Origin of the sequence: Bordetella sp. (assembly GCF_051960075.1) — a bacterium.
Classification (GTDB): Bacteria; Pseudomonadota; Gammaproteobacteria; order Burkholderiales; family Burkholderiaceae_B; genus Bordetella.
Window position 1 is genome coordinate 1 of sequence record NZ_JBQCER010000056.1, and the last position, 21000, is coordinate 21000.

Genomic DNA, 21000 nt, shown 5'->3' on the forward strand with positions numbered 1-21000 from the left:
GGGTTGCGGCCGCGGTTCTCGCATGGCGGCCGCGGCCCGCGACAGCGGCCTGAGCCCCCAAGGCTTTGCCGCGGCGCGCCCCGCCGCAAAACCTTGACGGAGCGCACGCATGTCGCCCTCCGAATGTCTGTCCGCGCTACAGGCCGAGCTCGGCGACGCTGTCGTCAGCCTGGGTGCCCAGATCGTCGGACGCCGTTTTGCCGACTGGAGCGGCCTGCCCGCCGCTGCGCCGCTGGCGCTTGTGCGGCCGCGCGATACCGCCGAGGTCGCGCGCGCGCTGGCCGTCTGCCGCCGCTTTGGGCAGCCGGTGGTCACGCAGGGCGGACTCACAGGGCTGGCCGGCGGCGCATGCACCGGCGCGAACGATGTCGCGCTGAGCCTGGAACGCATGAACCATATCGAAGCCGTCGATGCGGTATCGGCGACGATGACCGTACAGGCGGGCGCAACGCTGCAGGCCGTGCAGGACGCAGCGGCCGCGGCGGGCTTCATGTTCCCGCTCGATCTGGGGGCGCGCGGCAGTTGCACCATCGGAGGCAATCTGGCGACCAATGCAGGCGGCGTTCGCGTCATCAAGTACGGCATGGCGCGCGATCAGGTGCTGGGTCTGCAAGCCGTGCTCGCCGACGGCAGCGTGCTCGACGGCATGCACAAGATGATCAAGAACAACGCCGGCTACGATTTGCGCAACCTGATGATAGGCAGCGAGGGCACGCTGGGCGTCATCACGCGGGCCGTGCTCAAGCTGCGCCCGCAGGTTGCCGATAGCGCCACCGCCTGGTGCGGCCTGGGCGACTATGCCGACGTCGCTCGCCTGCTCGGGCAGGCGCAGCGGCGTCTGCCCACCGGCGTCTCGGCCTTCGAGGTCATGTGGCCCAGCTTCATCGGTTATATGTTCGACCACGTCGCGGGTCTGCGTTCACCGCTCGACACGCGCCACGACTTCTATGTGCTCCTGGAGTCCGACGGCGCAGGGCAGGCGCAGCACGCACAGGTTTTCGAGGCCTTCCTGGGCGAGATGATCGAAGAGGGCGTCATCGAGAATGCCGCGCTGGCGCAATCGCAGTCCGATGCGGCCGCGTTCTGGCGCATACGCGACTCGACAGCCGATTTTCCCATCCTGATGCCGGATCTGATCGCATTCGACGTCAGCTTCCCGATCGCCGACATCGGACGCGCCGCCCAGCAAACGGATGCTGCGCTGCGCACGCGATGGCCGGACAGCACGGTGCTGACCTACGGGCACCTGGGCGACGGCAATCTGCACCTGATCGTGCAGGTGCCGGGCGGCGGTCAGGCGACTGCCGATGCCGTCGAGGCGCTGGTCTACGGCATCGTGCGGCAATACCGCGGCTCGGTATCCGCCGAGCACGGCATCGGTGCGAAAAAGCGCGACGTGCTGGGCCATACCCGCAGCGCAGCCGAGCTTGCCGCGATGCGCGCCGTGAAATACGCGCTCGACCCGTGCGGTATCCTGAATCCCGGCAAGGTCCTGCCGGCGGATTGATTACCCGAACGGGCGCGCACAGGGGCAGCCTTGCACCGCAACGCCGTCTCGGAATCCAGGGCAATCCAGCCCTCTTGCCATCTCCAACCGAACCCTCTAAATTTTTCGCATCGCTCTGATGACATCGGAGACGCGATGGAAATTTTCGACACGATCGCCGAGCACAGCCGGGCCATGCGGCTGCCGCTTTATGCGGTGACGCTGACCGCGGCGGCCAAGCGCGATACGCCGGTCCTTCTCATTCTGCATTGGCATGGTTTTCTGCGGGAGACCCAGGTCGCCGTGGAGGGCGTGGCCATCCCGCCGCGCGCGGTGGCTGGATCGGCAATACAGATCGACCTGCCCTGGCACGAGGTGGCGTCGCTGGACCGCGACCTGCTCGACGCCGCCTGGCGCCTGGGTGCCTGGGAGGTCGAACGCGAGGCGCGCCGGCCATGGTGGCGGCTGGGCGCTCCGGCGCGCGACACGCTCGCCTGCTGGCGTGCCTTCGGCAACTATCCGGACGCGCCGGCCGGAGAAGAAACCCTGGTCTCGGCGGCGCCCGATCGGGAAGCATTGATGGCGATGGCGGCGCACAAGGGGTATTTGCGCTGGACCTTTCGCCCGCGCAAGGGAGGCATCTGGGGCCAGGTCGACGACGAGGACAGCACGCTCGAGCACGACGGCGGCCGTGCGCCGCCATGCCCCGTGGCGCCCAGGCCGGTTCGCACCGAGCGCGATGGTCGTACCGTCTACCGTCTGGGTCGTGTGGACCACCTGATTCGTGTCTAATTGCCTCGCCGGCTTCGTTGCAAATTGATGCAAAATCGCCGAAAGCGAGCCCCTTGAAACGCATCGGCATTGCTCCCAGTTTTGCTTTCGCAGCCGCGACGGCTGCGCGATGCCCTGTTCCGGTTGCCGCGGTACGGCGGCCGGACGGCGGCGTCGGGTTCCCTTCCTTTTTGGTGATCTGACATCGTTCAGGAGATCGAACATGAAAATTCGTCCCCTCCACGACCGGGTTATCGTCAAGCGGATCGAACAGCAACGCAAGACGGCCTCCGGTATCGTGATTCCCGACTCGGCCACGGAAAAACCCGAACAAGGCGAAGTGCTCGCCGTGGGCGCCGGCAAGGTGCTCCAGGACGGCTCGGTGCGTGCGCTCGAGCTCAAGGTCGGCGACCACGTCCTCTTCGGCAAGTATGCCGGCCAGACCGTCAAGGTCGATGGCGAGGAATTGCTGGTCATGCGCGAGGAAGACGTTTTCGCCATCCTCGACAGCGACAGCGGCCAGCTGAAGAAAGCGGCCTGATTCTTTCTGTCTTTTTCCCGGAGCAAGAACATGAGTGCAAAGGACGTCAAGTTCCACGACGGCGCGCGGGCGCGCGTCGTCAAGGGTGTCAATATTCTGGCCGATGCCGTCAAAGTGACGCTTGGGCCCAAAGGCCGCAACGTGCTGATCGAACGCAGCTTTGGCGCACCGCACATCACCAAGGACGGTGTGTCGGTCGCCAAGGAAATCGAACTGAAGGACAAGTTCGAGAACATGGGTGCGCAGATCGTCAAGCAGGTGGCGTCCAAGACGGCCGACGTGGCAGGCGACGGCACCACCACGGCCACGGTGCTGGCACAGGCCATCGTGCAGGAAGGCATGAAGTACGTGGCCTCCGGCATGAATCCGATGGACCTCAAGCGCGGTATCGATCAGGCCGTCGAGAAGGTGATCGACGAGCTGCGCAAGCTGTCCAAGCCCATTTCCACCCGCAAGGAAACCGCGCAGGTGGCCGCGCTGTCGGCCAATTCCGACGAGGCCATCGGCGAGATCATTGCCGACGCGATGGAGAAAGTCGGCAAGGAGGGCGTCATCACCGTCGAGGACGGCAAGTCGCTGGAGAATGAACTGGACGTGGTCGAGGGCATGCAATTCGACCGTGGCTATCTCAGCCCCTATTTCATCAACGATCCCGACAAGCAAGTCGCCGTGCTCGATGATCCGTTGATCCTGCTGCACGACAAGAAGATCAGCAATATCCGCGATCTGTTGCCCGTGCTGGAAGCCACTGCCAAGGCGGGCAAACCACTGCTGATCGTGGCCGAAGACATCGAGGGCGAGGCGTTGGCGACACTGGTGGTCAACGCCATGCGCGGCGTGCTGAAAGTCGCGGCCGTCAAGGCGCCGGGCTTCGGCGACCGCCGCAAAGCCATGCTGGAGGATATCGCGATCCTCACCGGCGCCACGGTCATCTCCGACGAAACGGGCAAGCAACTGGAAAAAACCACGCTGGAAGACCTGGGCAGCGCCAAGCGCGTCGAGATCCAGAAGGAAAACACCGTCATCATCGACGGCGCCGGCAAGCAGGCTGCCATCGACGGACGCGTCAAGAGCATCCAGAAACAGATCGAGGAAGCGACCAGCGACTACGACCGCGAGAAGCTGCAGGAGCGCGTGGCCAAGTTGGCCGGCGGCGTGGCGGTCATCAAGGTCGGCGCCGCGACCGAAGTCGAGATGAAAGAGAAGAAAGACCGCGTCGACGATGCGCTGCACGCCACGCGTGCGGCGGTCGAAGAAGGCATCGTGCCGGGCGGCGGCGTGGCGCTGCTGCGTGCTCGCGCCGGCATCGCCGGCCTGAAGGGCGTCAACGCCGATCAGGACGCAGGCATTCGCATCGTGCTGCGCGCCCTGGAAGCGCCGCTGCGCGCCATTGTGGCCAACGCCGGCGACGAGCCGTCGGTGGTCATCGACAAGGTGCTGGCGGGCAAGGGCAACCACGGTTACAACGCCGCCACGGGCAGCTACGGCGACCTGGTGGAAATGGGCGTGGTCGACCCCACCAAGGTGACGCGTACCGCGCTGCAAAATGCCGCCTCCATCGCCGGGCTGATTCTCACCACCGACGCCACGGTGGCCGAACTGCCCAAGGACGAGAAGGCCGCGCCGGTGCCGGCCGGTGCCGAGATGGACTACTGAGGTTCAGGTCACTCCGGCGCCCGCAGGCCACTGTCATGGGGTCTGCGGGCGCTGCAGTGCGCACGGTCGGCACGACGTCAAATAATCCAGTCCGACGGCTTGCCGTTGCTCTGGCGTGGCAAAGCGCTGCCGAAAGTAAACGCGGCAGGCCGTTCGACCGGGAGGAAGTGATCCCGCACCCATGTCGCCAATGTCTGTGCGAGCGCCTCGCGGTCGGCGCGTTCATCCTGAGGCACGACGTAGGCTTTCAATCGGTTTCCTTCGTCCGGACGCATTAACCGTACCTGTGCGTCCAGTACGGCGGGATGCTGCTTGAGCGCCTCGGCGACACACCCGGGAAACACATTGACGCCTCCCACCTGAACTACCTGATCGCGCCTGCCTTGCGGGAAAAAACGGTACTCATCGACCCAGGTCAGGCTGTCTTGCAGGGCGAAGCAGGCGCTGGCGCCATCCGGCAGGCAGCGCACGATCGCGCAGGCGTCTTCTTGCACCCGCCAATACGGAAAGCACGTGTAGGGCTCGGTCTCGTCGGTGCGCCAGCCGATGCCGCCGGTCTCGCTGCTGCCGAATATCTGAAACAGCTGCGCCAGTCCCCACGTCCGTAGCGCTCGGGCAAGCGCCTCGTCGCAAGGTCCGCCAGAGCTCACCCCGATGACATCCGCGGGGACCGTGCATCCCGAGCGCTGCGCGGCGCGCCAATAATCGGGATGCGCGACCACGAGGTCGCCCGGGCGCAGGATGTTCGTCAGCGACGCCGGGCTGCTGGCCCGCAGATCAAGGGTTTCGCCCGCTTGCAAGCCCAGCGCCTGGGGGAGCAGCACGGTGAACAGGAATCCGTAGATGTGGTGGCTGGATACGGCACTGAGAATGCGCCGGCGTCCTGCGAACAGCGTCTGGAGCGTCGCCACTTCTTGCCATAGCCAGTCGCACGAATGGGTGCAGGGTTTGGGCGCGCCGCTGCTTCCGGAGGTATGGAATGTCAGGTCGGCGGAGAATCGCCTCAGGCTTGTCAGCGCCACCGATGTCCAGTCTTGCAGATGCAGCTTCGCGAGCAAGTAGTCCTCGATGCCCGCCCGATGAATGTGCAGCATCTCGGACAGTCTGCTTGCCAGCGTCAGCATCTCTAAAGAGTCGACCTCCAGATCGAGCGCAAGATGCGTGCTTTCTTGCCAGGGCAAGGGCACGACGGGCGCGCGCCGCCGCAATGACGTCAATTCGGCATGGATCAGGTCGCAAATTACCCGGTGCAGCACCCCGGTCTGCTCCCACCACGCCGGATTGTCGTTGGAGTGCCCACGCATTGCGGCCAGAGTGCTCAGAGACGCTTGACGAAGACCCAGTATGAACCGCCGTTGATCGAGCGCTTCATATGGACTTTTACCTTGGTCGGCTTCATGTTGTAGTCGAACACATACTCGAACATGGTGTTCAGATTGTCGGCCTTGACCCCTGCGTCGAATACGCCTTTGAATGCAGCCTTCGAGGTGCATGGCGCAACGTCGCGGAAGAAATTCTTGCCGATCACATCGGCGGGATTTCGTCCCGTAATGGCGCCTTCGGCCGAGTTGTATTTGAGAATGGTCCCGTCTTTGTCCAGTTCGATCGCGCCGAATGCCAATTTGTCGATGTCGCCGGACGACATCTTGTCCAGCGTGTTTTCGATATCGGACTTGCCGAATGCAATGATGTCGAGCTCTTTCATGATGTGCGTTTCCTCTTGGCGTTGCGTCAAATACAAGTGCGAATTGGCGTCTCGAAAGCGTAAGGATTCGCACTAAATATATACGATACGTACACTAACACACCACGGTGCGTCGCCTGTGCAGGCTTGACGCAAGCTTGAAATCAAGCAGCGAAACGCTGATGCTGCAGCCGATGTCGCGCATCGTGGGGTCGCCCCATCTATGCCGACACGCCGGCTTTACTTCTGCCGCAATGCCGATCTGGCTGCGGCGAGCACGGCGCGGCTCAAGCCTTCGACCAGGGCGGAAGCCGCCCGGGCATGATGCCAGTACAGCGGGATGTCCAGCGGGGTATCCGCCACGAGTTCGACCAGTGTGCCCCGTTGCAGGTGCTCGTCTGCGAGCATGGTCGGGTGCATGCCCCATCCCATTCCGGCTACGGATGCCGTCAAGAAGGCCTGGGTCGACGGCAAGGCGTGGCGCGGCAATTCCACCTCGCGGTGACAGAGGCGACGGGCCCATCGCGTTTGCAGGTTGTCTTTGAGGCTGAACATCAGCGAGGGTGCCTGGGAAAGCGCGCCTGCCGTCACGCCGTGGGCGAAATGGCGGCGTACAAAGTCCGGGCTGGCTGCGGCGACATACCGCATGGCCCCCAGCGGCTGGCTATTGCAGCCCGTGGTAGGGCGCGCCTGCGCGGTGACGGCTGCCAGCACCGCGCCGCTGCGCAGCCACTGGGCGGTATGGCCTTCGTCGTCCACCGCGACATCGACAAGGACCGGCGCGCTGGCAGCGAAGGCGGCGATCGCAGGTACGAGCCAGGTAGCCAGGCTGTCGGCGTTGACGGCAATGGGCAGCGGCACCCGCGCGCCGCCGTCCTGCGGCGCGATGGCCGGCAGCACCGCCTGCAATTCCTGCTCCAGCAGGCGCACACGGTCGATGTGCTGGCATAGCCGGCGGCCCGTATCGGTCGGGCGGCAGGGCTGGTCGCGCACCACCAGCGCGCAGCCCACGCGCTCCTCCAGCAGTCGTATGCGCTGCGAGACGGCCGACGGCGTGACATGCAGGGCCCGGGCAGCCCCGTCGAAACTGCCTTCGCGAATGACGGCGGCCAGCGCAGCCAAGGCGGAATAGTCTAGCAATGGATTAGCTGAACTTAATTGAATGAAGTAAACATAGTTTGCCTTCACCTTGACGCGCTTGCAAGATGGCGGTCATGTCCAGACTTCTCGCTGCCGCTCCTTTCTTTCCTGCAGTCATGCAAGGCATGACGCTCAGCCTGGGGCTGATCGTGGCGATCGGCGCGCAGAATGCGTTTGTCCTGCGTCAAGGCTTGCGCCGGGAATATATCGGGGCTGTCGTCCTGTTCTGCATGTTGGCGGATGTGGCGCTGGTCGGCGCCGGCGTTGCCGGCATGTCGCAGGCGCTGAGCGCGAGCCGCATGCTGGCTCGCGCCCTGGCGCTGGCCGGCGCCGTTTTTCTTGCGGTGTACGGATGGCGGGCCTTGCTGCGGATACGTCGCGTCGAAGCGCTACATGCCAGGACGGGCGGACAACGCCAGACGCTCGCCGCGGTCATGGGACAGGCGATCGCCTTCACGGTGCTCAACCCTCACGTCTATCTCGACACCGTGCTGCTGATGGGCAATGTGGGCGCGCGGCAGCCGGATGGCCTGCGCTGGTGGTTCGTTGCTGGCGCCGGCATGGGGAGCGCGCTGTGGTTCAGCGCGCTCGGATTCGGTGCGCAATGGTTGGCGCCGTGGTTTGCGCGGCCACGGGCATGGCAGGTGCTCGATTTGCTGACCGGCCTGACGATGTGCGCGCTGTCGGCGCTTTTGCTCGTTCATGCGTGGCATGGGATCTGAGACGGGCTTGGTCTCGGCCGGATGCAGATTCCCACCGTCGCGTGGCTGGGGAAAACAAAAAGCCCAGCGCAGTGGCTGGGCTACATGTTTGAATCTTGGGTAGATTTCGGTGGTGGCCTGGGGCGGAATCGAACCACCGACACGCGGATTTTCAATCCGCTGCTCTACCAACTGAGCTACCAGGCCAACGAAGTCCGGCACTATAGCATAAAAAATCCGGCGCTTCGCTCAAGGGGGGTTACAGATCGCCCAGGCGCCGCTCCAGCCTTTCCTTGGCCGCCAGCAATTCCTTAGGCAGCCTGTGGGCCAGCTTGTCGAAATGCGCCTCGTGCAGTTTCATTTCCTCGGTCCAGGCGCTCTTGTCGAAATCGGTCACAGTGTCGAACTGGGCGGCCGAGAAGTCCAGGCCGTTCCAGTTGATCTCGGCATAGGTGGGCGCGATGCCGAAGGCCGTTTCCTGGCCTGCCGCCTGGTCTTCGATGCGGTCGATCATCCACTTGAGCACGCGCATGTTCTCGCCGTAGCCGGGCCACACGAATTTGCCTTCGGCGTTTTTGCGGAACCAGTTGGTGGTGAAGATCCGGGGCAGCTTCGCGCTCTGGCCTTGTATCTTGGCGCCCAGGTCGAGCCAGTGTTGGAAATACTCGCTCATGTTGTAGCCCGCGAAGGGCAGCATGGCGAAGGGGTCGCGGCGCACCACGCCCTGGGCGCCGAAGGCCGCAGCGGTGGTTTCCGAACCCATGGTGGCGGCCATGTAGACGCCTTCTACCCAGTCGCGCGATTCGGTGACCAGCGGCACGGTGGTCGAGCGGCGGCCGCCGAAGATGAAGGCATCGATCTTCACGCCGGCCGGGTCGTCCCAGGCGCTGTCCAACGCGGGGTTGTTGGTGGCGGCCACGGTGAAGCGCGCGTTGGGGTGGGCGGCCTTGGCGCCGGTCTCCTTGGCGATCGCGGGCGTCCAGTCCTTGCCTTGCCAGTCGATGAGATGGTCGGGCAGTTTGCCCGTGTCTTTCTCCATGCCTTCCCACCACACGTCGCCGTCGTCGGTCAGCGCCACGTTGGTGAAGATCACGTCCTTGCCCAGGCTCTTCATGCAGTTGGGGTTGGTGTGATAGTTGGTGCCGGGCGCCACGCCGAAATAGCCGGCCTCGGGGTTGATGGCGCGCAGGCTGCCGTCGGGCTGGGGCTTGATCCAGGCGATGTCGTCGCCGATGGTCGTGACGTTCCAGCCGGCGAAGGCCGGGGGCGGCACGAGCATGGAAAAATTGGTCTTGCCGCAGGCGCTGGGGAAGGCGGCGGCAACGTGGTATTTGCGGCCGTCGGGCTTGGTTACGCCCAGGATCAGCATGTGCTCGGCCAGCCAGCCCTGGTCGCGGCCCATGATGGAGGCGATGCGCAGCGCGAAGCACTTCTTGCCCAGCAGCGCGTTGCCGCCGTAACCCGAGCCATAAGACCAGATCTCGCGCGTTTCGGGGTAGTGGACGATGTACTTGGTCTGGTTGCAAGGCCAGACGGTCTGGTCTTTCTCGCCGTGCTTGAGCGGCGCGCCGATGGTGTGCATGCAGGGCACGAATTCGCCCTTCTCGCCGATGACGTCGTAGACGGCGCGGCCCATGCGGGTCATGAGCTTCATGTTCACGGCCACATAGGCGCTGTCGGACAGTTCCACGCCCACATGCGCGATGGGGCTGCCCAGCGGGCCCATGGAAAACGGGATCACGTACATCGTGCGCCCGGCCATGCACCCGTCGAACAGCGGGCGCAGCGTGGCGCGCATGTCGGCGGGCGCCATCCAGTTGTTGGTGGGGCCGGCGTCTTCTTTCTTTTCGCTGCAGATGAAGGTGCGGTCTTCGACGCGGGCCACGTCCGACGGGTCGGTCCAGGCCAGGTAGCTGTTGGGGCGCTTGGCGGGGTTGAGTTTTTTGAAAGTGCCGGCATCGACAAGTTGCTGGCACAGGGCGTCGTATTCTTCCTGGCTGCCGTCGCACCAGTGGATTTTGGCCGGCTTGCACAGGGCGGCCATTTCGGCGACCCATGCGATGAGCTTGGGGTTTTTGACGTAGGCAGGAGCCTGAACGTTCAGGCTTTGCACGGATGCGTTCATCGAAGTTCCTTCAAACGGGGGATCTGGTTTTTCAAAGAAGTCGCCGGGCAACGGCTTTGAAAAAACGGCTCGAAGAACCAGGGTAAAGGGTCGATTCTAGGAAGATACTTTGGATTTGTCAGCAAAGGGTTCGGGGCCGGCGTGGTTATGTCGTCCGGGTAAACTCGTGCAAGACTGGACCGTGCATGTAGCCGAATTTGTCCAGTATCTCGATTTTTTCATCCGTGAACTCTCCATTTTCCAGCTCCTGGCGAGAGCGTTTGACGCCCGCCGTGCGCATGGGGCTCTCCATTTCCGTGGCCACGGGTTTGTACGGGGTCTCGTTCGGCGCCCTCAGCGTGGCCGCGGGCCTGAGCGTGCTGCAGACCGCGGCGCTGAGTCTGTTGATGTTCACGGGCGGTTCGCAGTTCGCGTTCATCGGTGTGATCGCGGGCGGCGGCGCGGGCTCGGCGGCGCTGGGCGCGGCCAGTCTGCTGGGTGTGCGCAATGCGGTATACGGCTTGCAGATGAGCCGCATGATCGGCCCGCGCGGTCTAGCTCGCTTTCTGGCAGCGCACTGGACGATCGACGAGTCCACGGCCACGGCCTCGAGCCAGAACGACGCGGCCGAGCAGCGCCGCGGTTTCTGGATCGCCGGCGGCGGCGTGTTTCTGCTCTGGAATCTGTTCACGCTGGTGGGCGCGCTGTTGGGTGATGCGCTGGGCGATCCGCGCCGTTTCGGCCTCGACGGCGCCGCGGTGGCTGCGTTTCTGGGGCTGCTGTGGCCGCGCCTGCGGGAGCGCGAGCCCGTGGCCCTAGCCCTGGTCTGCGGCGTGGTCACTGCCGTGGCCATTCCGCGTTTGCCCGCGGGCCTGCCGATTCTGTTGGCAGCCGCTGTCGGCGCCGCCTGGGGGGTGTGGCGTAGCCGCGCGCATGCCTTGCCGGCAGCGCCCGATATCGTGCCTGCCTGTACGTCGGAAGAAAGCAGGGAGGCATCGTGATCGCCGGCTTGTGGGGTTGGATCGCGGCGGCTTGCGCCATGGCCTATGCAACCAAGCTGCTCGGCTACAGCCTGCCCGCGCATTGGCTGAGCAATCCGCGCATGGGGCGTATTGCAGGCAGTCTCACGGTGGCGTTGCTGTCGTCGCTGACGGTGATGAACACCCTGGCCAGCGGCACGCAGATCGCCTTCGATGCGCGGCTGGGCGCGCTCGCGGCCGCGGGCGTCGCGTTGTGGCTGCGCCTGCCTTTCCTGGCCGTGGTCGTGATCGGCGCATTGGTTTGCGCCTTGCTGCGGTTGATGTTCTAGGGCCTGTCAACGCTAAAAGGTGCGTGGCTCCTTTTAGCGTTGACAGGCCCTAGCCTAGGCTCGCGCTGTGCGCCGGCCGCCCTTGACGGTCAGCACGTATCCGGCCAGGCCGACCATCGGCCCGGGGACAAGCAGCCAGACCGCGTCCAGCCCCATCCGCGTCAACAGGTCGGTGGACAGCGAGATGGACGCGACGGTGATGGCAAAACCGATGGAGGTCTGGATCGCCAGGGCCGATCCGACCAGGTCTGCGGGGCAACTGCGGGCTGAGAGCGCGGAGAACTGAGGCGAGTCTGCCACCACCGATGCGCCCCACACCAGCATGAGCGCGGCCATGGGCAGCGGCGGCATGACGGACCAGAACAAGGCGAAGACGGCGCCGCAAGCGCCAGAGAGCGCGAGGGCGCTCAATGCCACGGGTGCGCTGTCGAAGCGTCGGGTCAGCATGCCGCCCGCGATGCAGCCCAGCGCCCCGGCGCCGATGATCGCGAAAGACATGCCGGAGATTCCCCAATTGGGTGCGAGATGCGCAAGCGCCGTGTGCGAGACCAAAATGGGCACGATGGTCCAGAACGCATACAGCTCCCACATATGCCCGAAATAGCCCCAGGCCGCGGCGCGGAAAGGCCGGGCCTTGAAAGCCGACAACACGGCCGCCCGGCTGCCGATTGCGCCGGCATCGTTGCGCGTACGCTTGCGGGTGCCAGGCAAGTGCGGACCCTCTCCGAGGGCGTAAATGAGGCCGCCGCCGATAAGCGCGAGGACGGACGAGGCGAGGATCACGCTTTGCCAAGGCAGTCCCGCGCCCAGCTGACGCAGCAGATGCGGCAGCGCGGTGCCCAGCGTGAGCATGGCAACGAGTTGCGCGAGCGCCATGCCTGTGCGGCGCGGTTCCCAGCTGACGATGAGTTTCATCCCCAGCGGGTAAATGCCGGCCAGGGAAAAGCCCACGAGAAACCGATACAGCATGGCATCTGCAAGGCCATGGGAAAACCAGGCGAAGCAGGCGTTGAAAAAGGCGCCTGCAATGGCGCTGAGGGCAAAGATGCGGCTCGCGCGGAACCGGTCGGCCATGGCGGCCAGCGCCATGAACAGGGTTCCCGTGATGAAACCCGCCTGCACGGCGCTGGTCAGCCAGCCGATTTCGCTATTGCCGATATGCCAGGCTCGGGCCAGGTCTTGCGCGGCGCTGTTTGCGCTGAACCACAGGGACGTTCCCAGAAGCTGCGCCACCGCGATGACAGTCGAAGGCGTGGGCCGGTGGCGAGCAATGGAAGGGCTGTGCATGGTCACTCGTGGTGCCGGCCTGTGGGCAGGCCCTAGGCGTGGGCCGCTTGCGCGGCGGGTTGCAGGCGATGAAAGTCGCGGCCGAAGTAGATCAGGCCGTCGCGGTCGTTCGCGCTGCGCACGGCCTTGATCGCGCAGTAGAAGACGGTATGCGTGCCGACTTCGTTCATGGACATGATCTCGCAGTCCAGGGCGGCGACGCCGCCGATCAACGCGGGTGCGCCGGTTTCGAGGCGGTCCCACGCCGCGGCGGCGAAGCGCGATGCCATCGACGCGCCTGACGAAGAAAACAGCATTGCAAGATGGCGTTGATCTCCTGCCAGCACGTTGACGCAGAGATTGCCGTTCGCGCGGATCAAGGCGTTGTTCTTGCTGGCCCGGTTGATGCATACCAGCAGCGTGGGCGGTTCGTCGGTGACCGAGCAAACTGCCGAGACGGTACAGCCGGCCAGGCCGGCCGGGCCTTCGCTCGTGACGACGTTGACGGCCGCGCCCAGGCCCGACATGGCCTCTCGATACGTCGCTTTGTCGATCATGGTGGGTTCCTTGCGGGCTGAGGGGCCGGCCATGCATGGCCGGCCGCGATTGCCGCTCAAGCGCCTTTGGCGCGAAATCCGGCCGCGGGATGGGACGAGGGCAGGCGAGCCTGGCCAAACAGCTTTTCGCGATAGCAGCCGTCCTGGTAGGCGGTCTTGTAGACGCCGCGCTCCTGTAGTCGGGGGACCAGAAGTTCGATGACGTCGTCGAAGCATTCGGGCACGACGGTGCGCGACAGGTTGAAGCCATCGATGCCGGTATCGTCGCTCCACTCGATCAGTTGGGATGCGATCTGGTCCGCCGAGCCGACCCACGGCGTCTGGCGGCTGCCCAGCACCATCTGCTCGAGCAGTTTGCGGCGGGTCCATTGCGGGCCGCTGGCGCGCGTCATGGCCTCGACGTTCGAGACGATGGCCTGGCTCTTGCCGGTGTCGATAGGCTCGTCGATGTCGTACTTTGCAAAATCGATGCCGAGCGAGGCCGCGGCGTGAGCCAGCGCGCCTTCGGTGCTGACGTACTGGCGGTATTCTTCGAATTTCTCCCGGGCTTGCGCTTCGGTGCGGCCGACGATAAGCGTCGCCCCCATGAACACCTTCACGTCTTCGGCGCGGCGGCCGAGCTGCACCGCCTGATTGCGGATGTCGCCGACGATTTCCCTGATGCCTTCTTTTTTCTGGCCGTTGACGAAAACGCACTCGGCATGCGTGGCGGCGAATCTGCGTCCGCGCGCGGAGGCGCCGGCCTGATAGAGAACCGGGGTTCGCTGCGGGGAGGGCGCGCACAGATGCATGGCGTCCACCTTGTATTGCGGCCCGGCGTGATGGATGACTCGGACCTTGCCTGGGTCGGCATAGAGGCCGCGCTGGCGATCCGCCAGTACGGCGTCGTCGTCCCAGCTGCCTTCCCACAGCTTGTAGACCAGCGACATGTATTCGTCGGCCAGGTCGTAGCGATCGTCATGGGCGATCTGGCCTTCGATGCCGACGGCGCGCGCGGCGCTGTCGAGATAGCCCGTCACGATGTTCCAGCCGATGCGCCCGCCGGTCAGGTGATCCAGGGTGGACATGCGCCGGGCGAACAGGAAGGGCTGCTCGTAGATCAGGTTTGCCGTGACGCCGAAACCCAGGTGCCGGGTCACGGCCGCCATGGCCGGGATAAGCAGCGTCGGGTCGTTGACCGGCACCTGCGCCGCGCTGCGCAAGGCCGCATTGGCATTGCCGCCGTAGACGTCGTAGACGCCGACCACGTCGGCGAAGAAGATGCCGTCGAACAGGCCCGCTTCGAGTCTTTTGGCGTACTCTACCCAGTATTGCAGTTCGCCGTGGCGGGCCGACTGGTCGCGCGGATGGGTCCACAGGCCTTGCTGGATGTGGCCCACGCAGTTCATGTCGAAGGCGTTGAAGCGGATTTCACGTGGCATGTCGGATTCCCTGTGTCGTGCCGGGCAAATCCCGGCGCGGCGCCGTGCAGGTCTTTCGTCGGCGCCTGTCCACTATAATAGACGTTAGACTACGATAAAAGCTAGCGTCCGCCATTGCCGGATCTCGATCGATGAACAGCCCCTTGCCCGATCCCTCTCTTGCCATCGCCCATCGCATTCGCATCGAGCGCGAGGCAAGGGGGTGGTCGCTGGGCGACCTGGCGGAAAAGTCCGGCGTGTCCAAGGCCATGATCAGCAAGGTGGAGCGTTGCGAGGCCAGTCCCACCGCGACGATCCTGGGAAGGCTGTCCGGCGCCTTCGGTCTGCAGCTCTCGGTGCTGCTGGCCTTGGCGGAACGCACGGGAGAGCGCCTGAGCCGGGCGCACGCCCAGTCCGTCTGGATCGATCCTGAGACCGGCTATGAGCGCAGGGTAATCTCGCCTCAGAACGGGGCGGCGCTCGAATTGATCCAGGTAACCCTGCCTGCGGGCGTGCGCGTGGCCTATCCCGCCAGCGCGTTTGTCTTCCAGCATCAGCAGATCTGGGTTCTGGACGGAACCCTGACCTTCGAGGAAGGCGGCGCGACGCATGTGTTGAACGCGGGAGACTGCCTGCAGCTTGGCCTGCCCTGCGATTGCGCTTTTCACAACACGCAGGATGCGCCTTGCGTCTATGCGGTGGCGCTCATCCGGCGATAGCCCGGCGCCTGTCGAGGCGCCCGCGCCCGCTGCGGCGTCAGAAGATCGACCGCCCGGTCAGCGTGGTCAATAGCTCCAGGGATCGGACGCCGGCCAGCGAGTTGCCGTTCGCGTCGAGCCCGGGAGACCAGACGCACACCGCCATTTCTCCCGGCAGCACGGCGACGATGCCGCCGCCCACTCCGCTTTTGGCGGGCAGGCCCACGCGATAGACGAAGTCTCCCGCGGCATCGTATGTGCCGCAAGTGAGCATGAGCGCGGAGAGCCGCTTTGAGGAGCTCACGTCCAGCACGCGCTCGCCTCCAGCCGGCGAGACGCCGCCGTTGGCCAGAAAGAGCGCCGCGCGCGCGACTTCCACGCAGTTCATCGAGATCGCGCATTGTCGGCAGTACGCGTCGATCACGTCGTCGGCGGGCATCTCCAGATTGCCGAAGCTGGCGATGAAATGCGCCATGGCGCGATTGCGCTCGGCGTGTTCGAGCTCGGACTTGGCCACGCGCAGGTCGTAACTGATGTCGCGCTCGCCTGTGAGCCGTCGTATGAAATCGACGAGCGCGTTTTCAGCGCGCACGAAGCGGCGGCACAGCACGTCGGTGACGACCAGTGCGCCCGCATTGATGAAGGGGTTGCGCGGCTTGCCGCGCTCGCTTTCGAGCTGCACGAGCGAGTTGAACGCAGTGCCCGAGGGTTCGCGGCCGACGCGTTCCCACAGCGCGTCGCCGAGCAACTGGAAAGCCAGCGTGCAGGCGAACAGCTTGGAGATGCTCTGGATCGAGAAGCGCACGTCGGCGTCGCCGGTGCAAAAGACCTGCCCGTCGACGGTGACGATGGCCATGCCGAAATGATCGGCGCGCACGCCGGCCAGCTCCGGGATGTAATCGGCCACGCGGCCGGCCGTGCGCCACGGCTCGATTTCGCGTTGAATCCGTTCGATGATTTCTTGATAGTTCGCAGGGCTCATTGCTGGCGGCGTCTGATGAAAGATCACGGGCGCGGGCCGAGATGATACTGCCTAAAGAACGGGTTGCCGAGCTGCGCTGAGTACACTTGCCGGCACAAGCCGCCGGGCGCGGGATCGACCGATCCGCGGCCGGGCCGGCGCAACCAAGCCCCGAAGGAATAGCCAGGAATGCGTACATCCAAAGTCGTGCACGTCGTGAGCTGCCACGCCGAAGGCGAGGTCGGCGATGTCATCGTGGGCGGGGTCGCCGCGCCGCCGGGCGCGACGGTCTGGGAGCAGTCCCGCTGGATCGCCCAGGACGAGACGCTGCGCAATTTCGTGCTGAACGAGCCGCGCGGCGGCGTGTTCCGGCACGTCAATCTGCTGGTGCCGCCCAAGAACCCCAAGGCGCAGATGGGCTGGATCATCATGGAGCCCGCGGACACGCCGCCCATGTCCGGCTCCAACTCGATCTGCGTGTCGACCGTGCTGCTGGACACCGGCATCATTCCCATGCAGGAGCCGGTCACCCGCATGGTGCTCGAGGCGCCTGGCGGGCTGATCGAGGTGCAGGCCGAGTGCCGCAACGGCAAGGCCGAGCGCATCCGTGTGCGCAATGTGCCGGCTTTCGCCGGCAAGCTCGACGCCAGGCTCGAGGTCGAGGGCATGGGCACGCTCACGGTCGATACGGCGTACGGCGGCGACAGCTTCGTCATCGTCGATGCAGCCTCGGCGGGCCTGAGCCTGGAACCCGATCAGGCGCGCGACCTGGCCCAGGCCGGCATGAAGATCACCAAGGCCGCCAACGAGCAGCTCGGCTTCAAGCATCCGGCCAACGACTGGAATCACATTTCCTTCTGTCAGTTCACCAACCCCGTCGCGATGAAAGACGGCGTGCTGACGGGCAAGAACGCCGTGGCGATCCGCCCCGGCAAGATCGACCGCTCCCCGACCGGCACGGGCTGCTCGGCGCGCATGGCGGTGCTGCATGCAAAGGGACAGATGAGAGTGGGCGACCGCTTTGTCGGCGTCTCGCTCATCGACACCGAGTTTCATTGCAAGATCGACGGCGCCGTCGACATCAACGGCACGCCGGGCATCGTGCCCGTTATTTCGGGCCGCGCCTGGATCGTCGGCACGCACCAGCTCATGGTGGATCCCGACGACCCCTTCCAGGCGGGGTATCGCCTTTCCGATACGTGGCCGACGGAACTTTGATCCGTCCCGCCGCGTTCCTCTGGGCGGCGGCGCTAAGCCCTTGTCCTGACTGGGTTTAATCGGGCCTGGCGGGCGTATAATCCGGGCTGTTTCCCGCAGTGCGCCTGCCATGTCCGTTGCCGTTTTCACCTTTGGCCTGAACCACACCTCCGCGCCGGTTTCCGTGCGCGAGCGGGTGGCTCTGTCCGACGACCTGCTCAAGCCCGCGCTGGCGGGGTTGCGTTCGGCGTTCGGCGGCGCGGTGCGCGAGGCGGCGATCCTGTCCACCTGCAACCGCACCGAGATCTACTGCGCCGCCGAGGCGCAGGCGGCCGAGACCCTGCCGTTCTGGCTGGCCGAGCACAATCGGCTCGACACCGACCTGATCCAGCCGCATCTGTACCGTCACGACCAGGACGCCGCTGTGCGTCACGCCTTCCGCGTGGCGAGCGGGCTGGATTCGATGGTGCTGGGCGAGCCGCAGATCCTGGGGCAGATGAAAGACGCGGTGCGCGCCGCCGACGAGGCGGGGTCGCTGGGCATGCTGCTGCATCAGCTTTTCCAGCGCTCGTTCTCGGTGGCCAAAGAGGTGCGCACGCAGACGGCCATCGGTACGCAATCGGTGTCCATGGCCGCGGCGGCCGTGCGGTTGGCCGAGCGGGTGTTCGGCCAGTTGGGCCAGGCCCGGGTGCTGTTCATCGGCGCGGGCGAAATGATCGAGCTGTGCGCCACGCATTTCGCCGCGCGCAAGCCCAAGAGCATGATGGTGGCCAATCGCACGGTCGAACGCGCCGAGTCGCTGGCAGTGCGGTTCGGCGCCCACACGATGAAGCTGGCCGATCTGCCCGAGCGCTTGGCCGATTTCGATGTCGTGGTGTCTTGCACGGCGAGTTCGCTGCCGATTCTGGGCCTGGGCATGGTCGAGCGCGCCGTCAGGCAGCGCCGCCACAAGCCTATCGTCATGGTCGACCTGGCCGTGCCGCGCGATATCGAGTCCGAAGTCGCCCGCCTGTCCGACGTGTACCTGTATTCGGTGGACGATCTGGGCCGGGTGGTGCAGAGCGGCGCCGATGCGCGTCGTTCGGCGGTGGTGCAGGCCGAAGCCATCATCGATACGCGGGTGCAGGGCTTCATGCGCTGGCTGGAGTCGCGCGAGACGGTGCCGGTGATCCATGATCTGCAGCAGGCCGCCGCCGACGTGCAGGCGGCCGAGCTCGAGCGCGCGCGGCGCCTGCTGGCGCGCGGCGAGTCGCCCGAGGCGGTGCTCGAACAACTGGCGCACGGCCTTACGCAAAAGTACCTGCACGGCCCGATGGCGGCGCTCAATCACAGCGACGGCGACGAACGCCGCCAATTGCTGGCGATGGTGCCGCGCCTGTTTCCCGGCAAAGACTCGCGCCGTTAGCGGCGCCGGCCGCTTTCCGCCCCATCGCGGCGGTTTTGCTCGCGCGAGCGCCCGCCCTGTCCTTGTTTTCTCTTCGATATTCTTTTTGATGAAAGCTTCCATGCGAGGCCGGCTGGAGCAGCTGGCGCATCGTCTGATCGAGGTCGACGCCCTGTTGGCCGAACCCGATTCCGCTTCCGACATGGATCGTTTCCGCAAGTTGTCGCGCGAGCGCGCCGACATCGAGCCGGTGGTCGAAGCGTTCAAGAAATTTCAGCGCACCGAAGCCGATCTGGCCGCCGCGCAGGAAATGCTGAGCGATCCCGAGATGCGCGACATGGCCGAGGAAGAGATCAAGTCCGGCAAGGTCCAGGTGGAAAAACTCGAGGCGGATCTGCAGATATTGCTGCTGCCCAAGGATCCGGACGACGGCCGCAGCCTGTTTCTGGAAATCCGCGCGGGCACCGGGGGGGACGAAAGCGCCTTGTTTTCGGGCGACCTGCTGCGCATGTACACGCGCTACGCCGAGCGCCTGGGCTGGCGCGTGGAACTGATGTCCGAAAGCCCGTCCGAGCTGGGCGGCTACAAGGAAGTGATCGCGCGCATCGACGGCGAGGGCGCATACGGTCGACTCAAATTCGAATCGGGCGCGCATCGCGTGCAGCGCGTGCCGGCCACCGAATCGCAGGGTCGCATTCATACGTCGGCCTGCACGGTGGCCATCATGCCCGAGGCCGACGCCGTGGGCGAGATCGTGATCAACCCCAACGATCTGCGCATCGATACCTTCCGCGCCAGCGGCGCGGGCGGGCAGCACATCAACAAGACCGACTCGGCGGTGCGCATCACTCACCTGCCCACGGGCCTGGTGGTGGAATGTCAGGACGACCGCTCGCAGCATCGCAACAAGGACAAGGCCATGCAGGTGCTGGCGGCGCGCCTGAAAGACAAAGAGCAGCGCGAACGCCACAGCAAAGAGGCGGCCGAGCGCAAGAGCCTGGTCGGCTCCGGCGATCGGTCCGAGCGCATCCGCACCTACAACTTTCCGCAGGGGCGCCTGACGGATCACCGCATCAATCTCACGCTGTACAAGCTGCTGCAGATCATGGATGGCGATCTGGACGAGCTGACCGGCGCGCTGATCGCCGAGCACCAGGCCGAGCAATTGGCCGCGCTGGGCGATCAGGTATAGCGCCAACGGATTCCAGGGCCGAAACCGTGACGCGCATCTGCGACCTCCTCGACGACGCCGGCCTGCCGCGCCTGGAAGCGCGCATGCTGCTCGAGCATGTGCTGGACAAGCCGCGCGCGTGGCTGCTGGCACACGATACCGATGCGGCCGAGCCGCGCGTGCAGGCCTCGTACATGGCCTTGGTCCGGCGGCGCCTGGCGGGCGAGCCCATGGCCTACTTGGTGGGCGCGCGCGAATTCATGGGCCATGCGTTCCGCGTGACGCCCGACGTGCTCATCCCCAGGCCCGACACCGAACTGCTGGTCGAAACCGCCGTGGCCTCGCTGCAAGGCAGGCCGGGCGCGCGCGTGCTGGATCTGGGCACGGGCAGCGGCGCCATCGCGGTGTCGATCGCGCTGGCCTGCCCGCACGTGCACGTGGCCGCCACCGACCGCAGCGCCGCGGCGCTGGCCGTGGCCCGGGACAACGCCCACGCACTGGGCGCGAACGTGCATTTCTATCAAGGCGACTGGTATGAGGCTTTGCCCGCGGGCGAGCGCTTCGACGTAATCGTGAGCAATCCGCCCTACATCGCCAGCAACGATGCCCACCTGGCCCAGGGCGACCTGCGCTTCGAGCCGCGCGGCGCGCTGACCGACGGCGGCAACGGCCTGGCCGACCTGGCAAGCATCGTCGTGGGGGCCGTATGCCGCCTTAATCCCGGCGGCCAGCTCTGGCTGGAACACGGCTGGGATCAGGCCGAAATCGTGCGCGACATGCTGGTCCAGGCCGACTTCGAAGACGTGATTAGCCACACCGATTTAGCGGGAATAGAGCGTATTTCTGGCGGAAAACTATAATCGTGTCGATATCTGGCGGTTTTGAGCCGGCGGCATTGAAACGCCGCCAGCCGAGGACCCCGGAGCAATCCGAAGCGCGGGGCGGTCGTCCGCAGCCCACCGGGCGAGCATCGG

20 protein-coding genes and 1 tRNA gene are annotated in these 21000 nt (G+C 65.4%); 12 read left to right on the top strand and 9 right to left on the bottom strand.

What is annotated here, in order from left to right:
- Positions 1–109: 109 nt before the first annotated feature.
- The 4 genes from ACTHJ1_RS08660 (at position 110) to groL (ending at position 4454) form a co-directional block, all read left to right on the top strand.
- Positions 110–1507 (top strand): FAD-binding oxidoreductase, encoded by a 1398-nt coding sequence (locus ACTHJ1_RS08660; RefSeq protein ID WP_440190690.1) that lies wholly within the window; start codon positions 110–112, stop codon positions 1505–1507.
- Positions 1508–1642: 135 nt separating this feature from the next.
- Complete coding sequence (locus ACTHJ1_RS08665) at positions 1643–2278, top strand: diguanylate cyclase (RefSeq protein WP_440190693.1); 636 nt, start codon at positions 1643–1645, stop codon at positions 2276–2278.
- Between the two features lie 202 nt (positions 2279–2480).
- Entirely contained in the window at positions 2481–2798 is a 318-nt protein-coding gene (groES, locus tag ACTHJ1_RS08670; RefSeq protein ID WP_440190696.1) for a co-chaperone GroES, read from the top strand.
- A 30-nt stretch (positions 2799–2828) separates the two neighbouring features.
- The gene (groL, locus tag ACTHJ1_RS08675; RefSeq protein ID WP_440190699.1) at positions 2829–4454 is read left to right on the top strand and encodes a chaperonin GroEL; all 1626 of its coding nucleotides are present in this window, start codon (positions 2829–2831) and stop codon (positions 4452–4454) included.
- Between the two features lie 77 nt (positions 4455–4531).
- On the opposite strand, the gene ACTHJ1_RS08680 is transcribed toward groL, so the two are convergent.
- The 3 genes from ACTHJ1_RS08680 to ACTHJ1_RS08690 form a co-directional block, all read right to left on the bottom strand.
- Positions 4532–5758, bottom strand: a complete 1227-nt coding sequence (locus tag ACTHJ1_RS08680; RefSeq protein WP_440190702.1) for an AMP-binding enzyme — start codon at positions 5756–5758, stop codon at positions 4532–4534.
- A 14-nt stretch (positions 5759–5772) separates the two neighbouring features.
- Complete coding sequence (pyp, locus tag ACTHJ1_RS08685; RefSeq protein WP_440190705.1) at positions 5773–6159, bottom strand: photoactive yellow protein; 387 nt, start codon at positions 6157–6159, stop codon at positions 5773–5775.
- A gap of 219 nt (positions 6160–6378) precedes the next feature.
- Positions 6379–7278, bottom strand: coding sequence for a LysR family transcriptional regulator ArgP (locus ACTHJ1_RS08690; protein ID WP_440190708.1), 900 nt, complete (start codon positions 7276–7278; stop codon positions 6379–6381).
- A gap of 74 nt (positions 7279–7352) precedes the next feature.
- Here ACTHJ1_RS08690 and ACTHJ1_RS08695 point away from each other — a divergent pair, with 74 nt between their 5' ends.
- On the top strand, positions 7353–8000 hold the full coding sequence (locus tag ACTHJ1_RS08695) for a LysE/ArgO family amino acid transporter (RefSeq protein ID WP_440190711.1): 648 nt from the start codon (positions 7353–7355) through the stop codon (positions 7998–8000).
- 110 nt (positions 8001–8110) lie between these two features.
- Here ACTHJ1_RS08695 and ACTHJ1_RS08700 read toward each other — a convergent pair.
- Together ACTHJ1_RS08700 and ACTHJ1_RS08705 are read right to left on the bottom strand one after the other, a co-directional pair.
- Positions 8111–8186 (bottom strand) — tRNA-Phe (locus tag ACTHJ1_RS08700).
- A 52-nt stretch (positions 8187–8238) separates the two neighbouring features.
- The gene (locus ACTHJ1_RS08705) at positions 8239–10104 is read right to left on the bottom strand and encodes a phosphoenolpyruvate carboxykinase (GTP) (RefSeq protein ID WP_440190714.1); all 1866 of its coding nucleotides are present in this window, start codon (positions 10102–10104) and stop codon (positions 8239–8241) included.
- A 224-nt stretch (positions 10105–10328) separates the two neighbouring features.
- Between ACTHJ1_RS08705 and ACTHJ1_RS08710 the strand changes: the two genes are divergently transcribed.
- Together ACTHJ1_RS08710 and ACTHJ1_RS08715 are read left to right on the top strand one after the other, a co-directional pair.
- Positions 10329–11084, top strand: coding sequence for an AzlC family ABC transporter permease (locus ACTHJ1_RS08710; protein ID WP_440190717.1), 756 nt, complete (start codon positions 10329–10331; stop codon positions 11082–11084).
- Positions 11081–11392: an AzlD domain-containing protein gene (locus tag ACTHJ1_RS08715; RefSeq protein ID WP_440190720.1), complete on the top strand. Its 312-nt coding sequence runs from the start codon at positions 11081–11083 to the stop codon at positions 11390–11392. The genes ACTHJ1_RS08710 and ACTHJ1_RS08715 overlap by 4 nt, the downstream gene beginning before the upstream one ends.
- 54 nt (positions 11393–11446) lie before the next feature.
- On the opposite strand, the gene ACTHJ1_RS08720 is transcribed toward ACTHJ1_RS08715, so the two are convergent.
- Genes ACTHJ1_RS08720 through ACTHJ1_RS08730 form a run of 3 tightly spaced genes read right to left on the bottom strand, consistent with a single transcriptional unit; the run spans position 11447 to position 14636 of the window.
- On the bottom strand, positions 11447–12679 hold the full coding sequence (locus ACTHJ1_RS08720; RefSeq protein ID WP_440190723.1) for an MFS transporter: 1233 nt from the start codon (positions 12677–12679) through the stop codon (positions 11447–11449).
- Positions 12680–12711: 32 nt separating this feature from the next.
- Positions 12712–13215 (bottom strand): flavin reductase, encoded by a 504-nt coding sequence (locus ACTHJ1_RS08725; protein WP_440190726.1) that lies wholly within the window; start codon positions 13213–13215, stop codon positions 12712–12714.
- Between the two features lie 56 nt (positions 13216–13271).
- Positions 13272–14636, bottom strand: a complete 1365-nt coding sequence (locus tag ACTHJ1_RS08730; protein ID WP_440190729.1) for an LLM class flavin-dependent oxidoreductase — start codon at positions 14634–14636, stop codon at positions 13272–13274.
- A gap of 131 nt (positions 14637–14767) precedes the next feature.
- Here ACTHJ1_RS08730 and ACTHJ1_RS08735 point away from each other — a divergent pair, with 131 nt between their 5' ends.
- On the top strand, positions 14768–15334 hold the full coding sequence (locus ACTHJ1_RS08735; protein ID WP_440190733.1) for a helix-turn-helix domain-containing protein: 567 nt from the start codon (positions 14768–14770) through the stop codon (positions 15332–15334).
- Positions 15335–15371: 37 nt separating this feature from the next.
- Here ACTHJ1_RS08735 and ACTHJ1_RS08740 read toward each other — a convergent pair whose 3' ends face one another.
- A complete protein-coding gene (locus ACTHJ1_RS08740) occupies positions 15372–16295 on the bottom strand; it encodes a glutaminase (protein ID WP_440190736.1) in 924 nt (307 codons plus the stop codon).
- 168 nt (positions 16296–16463) lie between these two features.
- Here ACTHJ1_RS08740 and ACTHJ1_RS08745 point away from each other — a divergent pair, with 168 nt between their 5' ends.
- From ACTHJ1_RS08745 to prmC, 4 genes are all read left to right on the top strand, one after another.
- Positions 16464–17492, top strand: a complete 1029-nt coding sequence (locus ACTHJ1_RS08745; RefSeq protein ID WP_440190739.1) for a trans-3-hydroxy-L-proline dehydratase — start codon at positions 16464–16466, stop codon at positions 17490–17492.
- A gap of 109 nt (positions 17493–17601) precedes the next feature.
- Positions 17602–18876 carry a glutamyl-tRNA reductase gene (gene hemA / locus ACTHJ1_RS08750; protein ID WP_440190742.1) on the top strand — a complete coding sequence of 425 codons (1275 nt, stop codon included), beginning with the start codon at positions 17602–17604 and terminating at the stop codon, positions 18874–18876.
- A gap of 88 nt (positions 18877–18964) precedes the next feature.
- Positions 18965–20047, top strand: a complete 1083-nt coding sequence (prfA, locus tag ACTHJ1_RS08755) for a peptide chain release factor 1 (protein ID WP_440190745.1) — start codon at positions 18965–18967, stop codon at positions 20045–20047.
- Between the two features lie 26 nt (positions 20048–20073).
- Positions 20074–20886 carry a peptide chain release factor N(5)-glutamine methyltransferase gene (gene prmC, locus ACTHJ1_RS08760; RefSeq protein ID WP_440190748.1) on the top strand — a complete coding sequence of 271 codons (813 nt, stop codon included), beginning with the start codon at positions 20074–20076 and terminating at the stop codon, positions 20884–20886.
- Positions 20887–21000: the final 114 nt, after the last annotated feature.